This window comes from Bradyrhizobium sp. CCBAU 11430 (assembly GCF_028128855.1).
GTDB lineage: Bacteria > Pseudomonadota > Alphaproteobacteria > Rhizobiales > Xanthobacteraceae > Bradyrhizobium > Bradyrhizobium ottawaense.
On the sequence record NZ_LBJV01000007.1, the window covers coordinates 344,509 to 355,018 of the forward strand.

Consider the following 10,510-nt stretch of genomic DNA (forward strand, 5'->3'; position numbering starts at 1 on the left):
CCAGGGAGCCGAGGGCAGAGCGATGAGTGGTCTGATCGACATCAAGGTTCCCGATATCGGCGACTTCAAGGAAGTCCCCGTGATCGAGATCTTCGTCAAGCCGGGCGACACGGTGAAGGCCGAGGATCCGTTGGTCGCGCTGGAGTCCGACAAGGCGACCATGGAAGTGCCGTCGCCGCGCGACGGCGTGGTGAAGTCGGTGGCCGTGAAGGTTGGCGACAAGGTCAGTGAAGGCGCCGTGATCGTGCAGTTCGTGGGCGCTGGCGCGGAGCAGGCCGAGGCTCGCCCGGTCGTCAGCGCGCCGCCATCGCCAGTCAGCGCACCGGCCGGTGTCGCCGAGGTGCGCGTCCCCGATATCGGTGACTTCAAGGACGTTCCGGTCATTGAAATCTTCGTCAAGCCCGGCGACAGCGTCAAGGCTGAGGATCCGCTGATCGCGCTTGAATCCGACAAGGCGACGATGGAAGTGCCGGCGCCCCTCTCGGGGACCGTGCGCGAGATCAAGGTCAAGACCGGCGACAAGGTCAGCGAGGGCGCGATCATTCTCGTGCTCGCGACCAGCGATGCGTCCACGACGGCCGCCTCTGCGGCGCCTGCGCCTGCAGCAGTGTCGTCGGCGCCCGCAGCGGCTCCCGTGGCGCAAGTCGGCGGGGTCGACGAAAAGGCCTTCGCGCTCGCCTATGCCGGACCGGCGGTGCGCAAGCTGGCACGCGAGATGGGTGTCGATCTCGGCAAGGTCAAAGGCTCCGGTAATCACGGCCGTATCGTTCGCGAAGACGTCGAGGCCGTTGCCAAGGGCGGGGCGTCCGCCGCCAAGCCGCAGGCTGCGCCCGCAAGCGGGGGCGGTGTCGGCGGCATCGATCTGCTGCCCTGGCCCAAGATCGATTTCGCAAAATTTGGCCCGGTCGAGCGCAAGGAGCTCGGTCGCATCAAGAAGATTTCGGCAGCCAATCTGCATCGCAACTGGGTCGTCATCCCGCATGTCACGACCCATGACGAGGCCGACATCACCGAGCTCGAGCAGTTCCGGGTCAAGATGAACAAGGAGCTGGAGAAGAGCGGCGTGAAGCTCTCGCTGCTGCCGTTCATGGTGAAGGCAGCCGTCGCGGCGCTGAAGAAGTTTCCGGAGTTCAATGCCAGCCTCGACGGCGACACGTTGGTCTACAAGAACTACTGGCACATCGGCTTTGCCGCCGACACGCCGAACGGCCTGATGGTGCCCGTCATCCGCGATGCCGACAAGAAATCGGTGCCTGACATCGCCAATGAGATGAACGCGCTCGCCAAGCTTGCGCGCGAAGGCAAGATCAAGCCAGACCAGATGCAGGGCGGCACCTTCTCGATCTCCTCGCTCGGCGGCATCGGCGGCATCTATTTCACGCCGATCATCAACGCGCCGGAAGTCGCGATCATGGGCGTGTGCAAGGGATACTGGAAGCAGCATTCGCCTGACGGCAAGACCTGGACGTCACGCCTGACCTTGCCGCTGTCGCTGTCGTGGGACCACCGCGTCATCGACGGTGCGGCGGCCGCACGTTTCAACGTCTATTTCGCCAGCGTGCTCGCCGATTTGCGGCGCGTGCTGTTCTGAGATCGGGAGTAGGGCGGCATGGCTCAGCAGGTCGAAGTGAAGGTGCCTGATATCGGCGACTTCAAGGACGTCGCGGTGATAGAAGTCATGGTCAAGCCCGGCGAGACCGTCGCGGTCGACACCAGCCTGATCATGGTCGAGTCCGACAAGGCGTCGATGGAGATTCCGTCCTCGCATGCCGGCGTTGTCAGGGAGGTCAGGGTCAAGGTCGGCGACAAGGTCAGCGAAGGGGCCGTCATCCTCATGCTGGAAGCCGCGGGCGCCGCGGCCACGCCGCCGCCTGCCCCCGCCGCCGCGGCACCGGCAGCGACTCCTGTCGCAGCATTCCATTCCGGCAAGGCGGATATGGAATGCGAGGTGCTGGTGCTCGGCGCCGGTCCCGGCGGCTACTCCGCCGCCTTCCGAGCCGCCGATCTCGGCATGAAGACCGTGTTGGTCGAGCGTTACGACACACTCGGCGGCGTCTGCCTCAATGTCGGGTGCATTCCGAGCAAGGCGCTGCTGCATACGGCGTCCGTCGTCGACGAGGTCAAGCACCTCCCGGACCACGGAATCTCCTTTGGCGCGCCGCAGATCGATCTCGGCAAGCTGCGTGCGTTCAAGGACGGCGTGATCAAGAAGCTGACCGGCGGCCTTGCCGGAATGGCAAAGGCCCGCAAGGTCGAGGTCGTGACCGGCGTCGGCGCCTTCCTCGACCCGCACCATCTCGAGGTTACCTCGGCAGGCGGCAAGAAGACGATCAAGTTCGCCAAGGCCATCATCGCCGCCGGCAGCCAGGCCGTGAAGCTGCCGTTCCTGCCCGAGGATCCGCGCATCGTCGACTCGACCGGCGCCCTGCTGCTGACATCGATCCCGAAGCGCATGCTGGTGATCGGCGGCGGCATCATCGGGCTGGAGATGGCGACGGTCTATTCGACACTCGGCGCACGCATCGACGTGGTCGAGATGCTCGACGGCCTGATGCAGGGCGCTGACCGCGACCTGGTCAAGGTCTGGGACAAGATGAACGCGCGTCGCTTCGACAAGGTGATGCTGAAGACCAGGACGGTCGGTGGGAAGGCCACCGAGGCCGGGATTGAGGTCTCCTTCGAGGGCGAGCAGGCGCCGTCGGCGCCGCAACTCTATGACCTGGTTCTGGTCGCGGTCGGCCGCAGCCCGAACGGCAAGAAGATCGGCGCCGAGAAGGCGGGTGTCGCGGTGACCGATCGCGGATTCATCGACGTCGACAGGCAGATGCGGACCAACGTGGCGCATATCCTCGCGATCGGCGACATCGTCGGGCAGCCGATGCTGGCCCATAAAGCCGTGCATGAAGGTCATGTGGCCGCGGAAGTCGCCCATGGCGAAAAATCCTATTTCGACGCGCGGCAGATTCCGTCCGTGGCCTACACTGATCCCGAAGTCGCCTGGGCCGGCAAGACGGAGGATCAGTGCAAGGCCGAAGGCATCAAGTTCGGCAAGGCGGTTTTCCCCTGGGCAGCCTCCGGCCGCGCCATCGCCAACGGTCGTGACGAGGGTTTCACAAAGCTTCTGTTCGACACGGCGACGCAACGCGTCATCGGCGGCGGCATCGTCGGCACACATGCGGGCGATCTGATCAGCGAGGTCTGTCTCGCGATCGAGATGGGCTGCGAGCCCGCGGATATCGGCAAGACCATTCATCCGCATCCGACGCTCGGCGAGTCCATCGGCATGGCGGCGGAGGTCTTTGAGGGCCACTGTACCGATCTGCCGCCGCAGAAGAAGAAGTAGGACTGCCCGCGCGGAACGCAGCGAAATGAGGGAGGAGACATAATGTCTGGAGCGACCAGTGCGACGGTCGATAAGAAGGCCGTGACGCAGAAGAAGCCATTTTACCGGGTGCTCTACGTTCAGGTGCTCGCAGCTATCGTGCTCGGCATTATCGTCGGTTGGGTCTCGCCCGAACTCGGCAAGAACGAGTGGATCAAGGCGATGGGCGACGGCTTCGTCAAGCTCATCAAGATGGTGATTGCGCCCATCATCTTCTGTACCGTCGTCTCCGGCATCGCCCATATCTCCGAAGTCAAGAAGGTCGGTCGGGTCGCGATCAAGGCGCTGATCTATTTCGAGATCGTGTCGACGCTTGCACTGGCACTCGGCTTGATCGTCGGCAATGTGGTGCAGCCTGGAGCAGGCTTTCAGGGTCAATCCAACGCCGCTGCTGTCGCGGGTTACGCCAAGCAGGCGAGCGAAATGAGGTCGATCGATTTCGTCCTGCACGTCATCCCGGACACGGTCGTGGGAGCGTTTGCGCAGGGAGAAATCCTGCAGGTCCTGCTGTTTGCAATCCTGTTCGGCTTTGCGCTGATGGGGCTCGGCGAGCGCGCCCATACCGTGCGGGCGTTCATCGATGACGTGGCTCACGCGATGTTCGGCGTCATCTCGATCATTGTTAAGGCGGCCCCGATCGGTGCGTTCGGTGCGATGGCCTATACGATCGGCCGGTATGGTCCGCAGGCATTGGGCAATCTCGCTGGGCTTATCGCAACCTTCTATGTCACTGCGCTCCTGTTCGTCTTTGTGGTCCTTGGTCTGATCGCCCGCTTCGCCGGATTCTCGATCTTCAAGTTCCTCAGATATCTGAAGGATGAATTGCTGATCGTGCTTGGCACGTCGTCCTCGGAGAGCGCGCTTCCGCAGATGATGGAGAAGCTCGAGCGCCTCGGCTGCTCCAAGCCGGTCGTTGGCCTCGTCGTGCCGACCGGCTACTCCTTCAATCTGGACGGCACCAACATCTACATGACGCTGGCGACGCTGTTCATCGCCCAGGCGATGAACGTGCAGCTCAGTTTCGGCGAGCAGTTGACGATTCTCGTCGTTGCCATGCTCACCTCGAAGGGCGCATCGGGGATCACGGGTGCCGGCTTCATTACGCTGGCCGGCACGCTCGCCGCCGTCAGGCCGGAGCTGCTTCCCGGCATGGCGATCGTGCTCGGTATCGACAAGTTCATGAGCGAATGCCGCGCGCTGACCAATCTCTGCGGCAACGGTGTTGCCTGCGTGGTGGTGGCCTGGTGGGAGGGCGAACTCGATCGCGAGAAGCTTCGTGTCGGTCTCGAGCGCGACATCGATCCGACAGACTTCGAGACCGCCGTGGCAGAGGGCAGGGGCATCTAGCGATTGGATTGCGAGAGATTTAACAGACAGACAAGAGGAAATGGTCATGACTGATGTGGTGATTGTGTCCGCCGCGCGAACGCCGGTCGGCTCCTTCAACGGTGCACTTGGATCGCTGACCGCGCACGAGCTCGGAGCCGTCGCGATCAAGGGTGCCCTCGAACGCGCGAAGGTCTCGCCTGAAGATGTCGACGAGGTCATCCTGGGCCAGGTGCTGTCCGGCGGTGAGGGGCAGAATCCGGCGCGGCAGGCCGCCATGGCGGCCGGCATTCCGCAGGAGAAGACGGCGTGGGGCATGAACCAGCTCTGCGGCTCGGGTCTGCGGTCGGTGGCGCTTGGGCTGCAGCAGATCGCCAATGGCGACGCAAAGGTCATCGTTGCCGGCGGCATGGAGTCGATGTCGATGGCGCCGCATCTGTCGCATATGCGTGGCGGCACCAAGATGGGTGACGTCAAATTCGTCGATTCCATGCTGAAGGACGGCCTGATGGACGCCTTCCACGGCTACCACATGGGCGTCACGGCGGAGAACATCGCCGCCAAATGGCAGATCACCCGCGAGGAGCAGGACGCTTTCGCCACCCGCTCGCAGAACAAGGCCGAGGACGCGCAAAAGGGCGGCCGGTTCAAGGACGAGATCGTTCCCGTCACCGTCAAGACCAGGAAGGGCGACGTTGTCGTCGACCAGGACGAGTATATCCGTGCCGGCACGACGCAGGATGCTCTCGCCAAACTTAAGCCCGCCTTCAACAAGGAAGGCTCGGTGACTGCGGGCAACGCCTCGGGCCTCAACGACGGCGCGGCCGCGCTGGTGTTGATGAGCGCGGAGGAAGCCAGCAAGCGCGGCCTGACGCCGCTTGCAAAAATCGTCTCTTGGGCGACCGCCGGCGTCGACCCGGCGGTAATGGGTTCGGGGCCAATCCCGGCCTCGCGCAAGGCACTGGAAAAGGCCGGCTGGAAGGTCGGGGATCTCGATCTCGTCGAAGCCAACGAGGCCTTCGCGGCCCAGGCCATCGCCGTCAACAAGGACATGGGTTGGGATCCCTCGATCGTGAACGTGAACGGCGGTGCCATCGCCATCGGTCATCCGATCGGTGCGTCTGGCGCCCGCGTGCTGACGACGCTGCTGTTCGAGATGCAGAAGCGGGGTGCGAAGAAGGGGCTTGCAACGTTGTGCATCGGGGGTGGCATGGGCGTCGCCCTGACGGTCGAACGGTAGCAGAGAACACCGGCCATAAGCGCCGGAGCAGAATGAACGCGGACGGCACCACACCATCCGCGAACGACAGCGGCCGGCAGAAGAATAACCGATCAGGATCAGGAGGAAATCATGTCCAGAGTTGCGGTGGTGACCGGCGGAACGCGCGGCATCGGCGAGGCGATCTCGGTCGCACTCAAGGCGGCCGGCTACAAGGTGGCGGCGAGTTATGCCGGTAACGACGAGGCAGCTGCGAAGTTCAAGAGTCAGACCGGCATCAACGTCTACAAATGGGACGTCTCGAACTACGAGGCCTGCGTCGCCGGCTTGAAACAGGTCGAGGCCGACCTGGGGCCGGTCGATGTGCTGGTCAACAACGCCGGCATCACCAAGGACGGCATGTTCCACAAGATGACGCCGGAGCAATGGTACGCGGTCATCAACACCAATCTGAACTCCCTGTTCAACATGACGCGGCCGGTGTGGGAAGGCATGCGCGAGCGCAAGTTCGGTCGCGTGATCTGCATCTCCTCGATTAACGGCCAGAAGGGCCAGATGGGCCAGGTCAACTACTCCGCTGCCAAGGCCGGCGACATCGGCTTCGTGAAGGCGTTGGCCCAGGAGGGCGCCCGCGCCGGCATCACCGTCAACACGATCTGCCCCGGCTATATCGCCACCGAGATGGTCAAGGCGATCAGTCCGGAGATCGTGGCCAAGAACATTCTGCCCCAGATTCCGGTCGGCCGTCTGGGTGAACCGCACGAGATCGCGCGCGCGGTGGTGTTTCTCGCCTCCGACGATGCCGGCTTCATCACGGGATCGACGATATCGGCGAATGGCGGCCAGCACATGATCTGAGGCCGCATGCCGGCCTCCCGAACCGAAGAATCAAGTCGAGGAACACGATGGACCAGGATCTCAGGGAAGCCGCACTCGAATATCATCGCCTGCCGACGCCGGGGAAGATCTCCGTGGTGCCGACCAAGGCGATGGCCACCCAGCGCGATCTGGCGCTGGCGTATTCACCTGGTGTGGCCGAGCCCTGCCTGGTCATCGCCGAGGATCCGTTGCAAGCGGACGTGTTGACGGCCCGCAGCAACCTCGTCGCCGTCGTCACCAATGGCACCGCCGTGCTCGGCCTCGGCAACATCGGCGCGCTGGCCGGAAAACCGGTCATGGAGGGCAAGGCGTGCCTGTTCAAGAAGTTCGCAGGCATCGACGTGTTCGACATCGAACTCGCCGAGGAGAATCCCGACGCGCTGATCGAGACGATCGCGCGGATGGAGCCGACCTTCGGCGGCATCAACCTCGAGGACATCAAGGCGCCGGAGTGCTTCTACATCGAGAAGAAGCTCCGCGAACGGATGAAGATACCCGTCTTCCACGATGATCAGCATGGCACCGCGATCATCGCTGCAGCCGCGATCCTCAACGGGCTGAAGCTGGTCAAGAAGGACATCGCCGAGGTCAAGCTGGTCTGCTCCGGCGCGGGTGCTGCGGCGCTCGCCTGCCTCGATCTCATCGTGAGCCTTGGATTGCGCCGCGAGCGCATCATCGTGACCGACGCCAAGGGTGTCGTGTATGCCGGCCGTACCGAAAGCATGGACGACAACAAGGCGCGCTATGCCGTGAAGACGGATGCGCGGAAGCTGGACGACATCATCCAGGATGCGGACATCTTCCTCGGACTGTCGGCCGGCAAGGTGCTGACATCAGACCTGGTCAAGAGGATGGCCCGCGATCCCCTGATCTTCGCGATGGCCAATCCGGTTCCGGAGATCATGCCGGAAGACGCGCTGGCGGTTCGTCCCGATGCGATCATCGGCACGGGGCGTTCGGACTATCCCAACCAGATCAACAACGTCCTGTGCTTCCCGTTCATCTTCCGTGGCGCGCTCGATTGCGGTGCGACCACCATCAACGAGGAGATGAAGCTTGCGACGGTCCGCGCACTCGCAGACCTCGCCCTGGCCGAGGTTCCTGAGGTGGTCGCAACCGCCTACAAGGGCGAGGACCTTCGCTTCGGGCGCAACTATCTCATTCCAAAGCCGTTCGATCCACGTCTCATCGAGATGATTGCGCCGGCGGTGGCAAAGGCGGCCGCCGATACCGGTGTTGCAAGGCGTCCGATCGCCGATATGGACGCTTATCGGCAGAAGCTGAGCCGTTTTGTCTACCAGTCCGGCAATGCGATGCAGCCGGTGTTTTCGGTGGCGAAGGGGAGCGGAAAATCCCTCGTTCTGGCCGAAGGCGAGGATGAGCGCGTGCTGCGGGCAGCACAGGTCATCGCTGACGAGCGGATCGCGAAGCCGTTGTTGCTCGGCCGGCCTGCCACCATCGAACAGCAGATCAAGGCTTTCGGTCTCCGGCTCAGGCCCGGCCAGGACTGCGAGATCATCGATCCGCACGATGCGCAGGTCTATTCCAAATGCGCTGACGTGTATCATGCGCGCAGGAGGCGCGATGGCGTATCGGCGGCCCTCGCGCTGTCGGAGACGCGGAGCAATGCGACGGTGCTGGCGTCGATCCTGCTCGAGCGAGGGATCGGCGATGCGATGCTTTGCGGAGTGATCGGGCGAACCGCCGATCACCTGGCGGCGATCAAGAACGTGATCGGAACGCGGGACGACGTGCGGACGCTCGCCGTAATGCAAATGCTCATTCTCCCGCAGCATCAGCTGTTCATCTGCGACACGCATTGCAATCTCAATCCGACTGCCGAGCAGGTTGCCGACATCGCGCTGCTGGCGGCCGCCGAAGTCAGGCGATTCGGCATCACGCCTCGAGTGGCGCTGTTGTCGCATTCGAGCTTCGGCAGCTCGGCGGTGCCGGAGGCGCACAAGATGCGGGAGGCGCGCACGATCATCCGCGCGCGCTCGCCCGATCTGGCCGTGGAAGGCGAGATGCGCGGCGACGCGGCGCTGTCGCAGTCGGTGCGTGACCACGAGTTTCCCGATTCCGGTTTCGTAGGTCCGGCGAACGTGCTGGTGATGCCCAATCTGGACGCGGCCAACATCTCGTACAATCTTTTGCGGATGGCTGCGGGGCAGGGGCTGACGGTCGGCGGCATTTTGCTCGGCGCGGCCAAGCCCGCCCACATTCTCACGCCATCCTCGACCGTCCGCCGCATCGTGAACATGGCTGCCGTCGCAGCCGCGGATGCGGTGTCCGAGAGAGCCTGATCGGAAGGACACGATTGGGCGGACTGTGAACGCGATCGGGCGAGGCCATCATGAGTGAGGCGCAATCGGGAAAGCTCCGGATCGTGATCGTCGGAGGCGGGGCGGGAGGATTGGAACTCGCGACCCGCCTCGGCGACAAATATGGCCGCAAGGGCAAGCTCGACGTCACGCTGATCGAGCGCAACCGCACGCATGTCTGGAAGCCGAAGCTGCACGAGATCGCGGCCGGCAGCATGGATATCGCTGCCCACGAGGTCGACTATCTCGCGCAATCCTACTGGCACGGGTTTCGTTACCGGATCGGCGAGATGATCGGGATCGACCGGGAGCGGCGTCAGGTGCTGGTGGCGCCCTATCTCGATGGCGAAGGGCGCGAGGTGACGCCGAAGCGGAGCTTCGACTACGATATCCTCGTCATGGCTATTGGCAGCCAGAACAACGATTTTGGCACGCCGGGCGTCGTGGACCACGCGATCAAGCTCGAAACGCAGGTCGATGCCAAGCGGTTCCACGAACGCATGGTCAATGCCTGCATCCGCGCCCATGCCCAATCGTCACCGCTCGGCGAACATCAGTTGAAGGTCGCGATCATCGGCGCCGGTGCGACCGGTGTCGAGCTTGCGGCGGAATTGCACCGGACGACGCGCGAAGTGGTGGCATACGGCCTCGATCAGGTCGATCCGCAGAAGGACGTCAGGATCACGCTGATTGAAGCGGCGGATCGGGTGCTTCCCGCATTGCCGGAACGCGTCTCGAAGGAGACGGAGAAACTGCTGCTCAGGCTGGGTGTCAATCTGCTGGTCGGCGCCAAGGTGTCCGTAGTCGGGTCCGACCGCGTCAGCCTGACGGACGGGCGGACCATTCCCGCCGAACTGATCGTCTGGGCCGCGGGCGTCAAGGCGCCCGATTTCCTGAAGGACATTGCCGGGCTCGAAACCAACCGCATCAACCAGCTGGTGGTGCGGCCCACGTTGCAGACCACGCGCGACGACAACATTTTTGCCATCGGCGACTGCTCGGCCTGCTCATGGGGCGAGCGGGGCAATGTGCCGCCGCGTGCACAGGCAGCCCATCAGCAGGCCTCGCATCTCTATTCCCAGATCCCGCGGCATCTGCGGGGCGAAGCGCTGAAGGATTACCGCTACAGGGACTTCGGATCCCTGGTCTCGCTCGGCGAGTTCAGCACGGTCGGCTCGATGATGGGGGCACTGGTGGGCGGCAGCCTGGTCTTCGAGGGGCTGTTCGCGCGGATGATGTACCTGTCGCTCTACAAGATGCACGAATACGCCCTGCATGGTCCGGCCAAGGTGGCGCTCGACACGCTGGCCCGCCTGATCACCCGGCGGACCGAGCCGCACGTCAAGCTTCATTGATTGCGGTCGCGAAGGAGATGGATGTCGT

The 10,510-nt window shown here is 63.6% G+C and carries 7 protein-coding genes; all 7 read left to right on the forward strand.

The window, feature by feature from the left end:
* Positions 1-22 precede the first annotated feature (22 nt).
* The 7 genes from XI04_RS06330 to XI04_RS06360 all read left to right on the forward strand — a co-directional run bounded on the left by XI04_RS06330 (position 23) and on the right by XI04_RS06360 (position 10,482).
* Positions 23-1,591 (forward strand): dihydrolipoyllysine-residue acetyltransferase, encoded by a 1,569-nt coding sequence (locus XI04_RS06330; RefSeq protein ID WP_038971016.1) that lies wholly within the window; start codon positions 23-25, stop codon positions 1,589-1,591.
* An 18-nt stretch (positions 1,592-1,609) separates the two neighbouring features.
* Positions 1,610-3,343: a dihydrolipoyl dehydrogenase gene (gene lpdA / locus XI04_RS06335; RefSeq protein WP_271608281.1), complete on the forward strand. Its 1,734-nt coding sequence runs from the start codon at positions 1,610-1,612 to the stop codon at positions 3,341-3,343.
* Between the two features lie 42 nt (positions 3,344-3,385).
* A complete protein-coding gene (locus XI04_RS06340) occupies positions 3,386-4,729 on the forward strand; it encodes a dicarboxylate/amino acid:cation symporter (RefSeq protein ID WP_028145339.1) in 1,344 nt (447 codons plus the stop codon).
* 46 nt (positions 4,730-4,775) lie between these two features.
* Positions 4,776-5,948, forward strand: coding sequence for an acetyl-CoA C-acetyltransferase (locus tag XI04_RS06345; protein ID WP_212246821.1), 1,173 nt, complete (start codon positions 4,776-4,778; stop codon positions 5,946-5,948).
* Between the two features lie 111 nt (positions 5,949-6,059).
* On the forward strand, positions 6,060-6,785 hold the full coding sequence (gene phbB, locus XI04_RS06350) for an acetoacetyl-CoA reductase (protein WP_028145337.1): 726 nt from the start codon (positions 6,060-6,062) through the stop codon (positions 6,783-6,785).
* 47 nt (positions 6,786-6,832) lie between these two features.
* A complete protein-coding gene (locus XI04_RS06355; protein WP_271608280.1) occupies positions 6,833-9,109 on the forward strand; it encodes an NADP-dependent malic enzyme in 2,277 nt (758 codons plus the stop codon).
* Positions 9,110-9,159: 50 nt separating this feature from the next.
* Entirely contained in the window at positions 9,160-10,482 is a 1,323-nt protein-coding gene (locus XI04_RS06360; protein ID WP_152103136.1) for an NAD(P)/FAD-dependent oxidoreductase, read from the forward strand.
* Positions 10,483-10,510 lie beyond the last annotated feature (28 nt).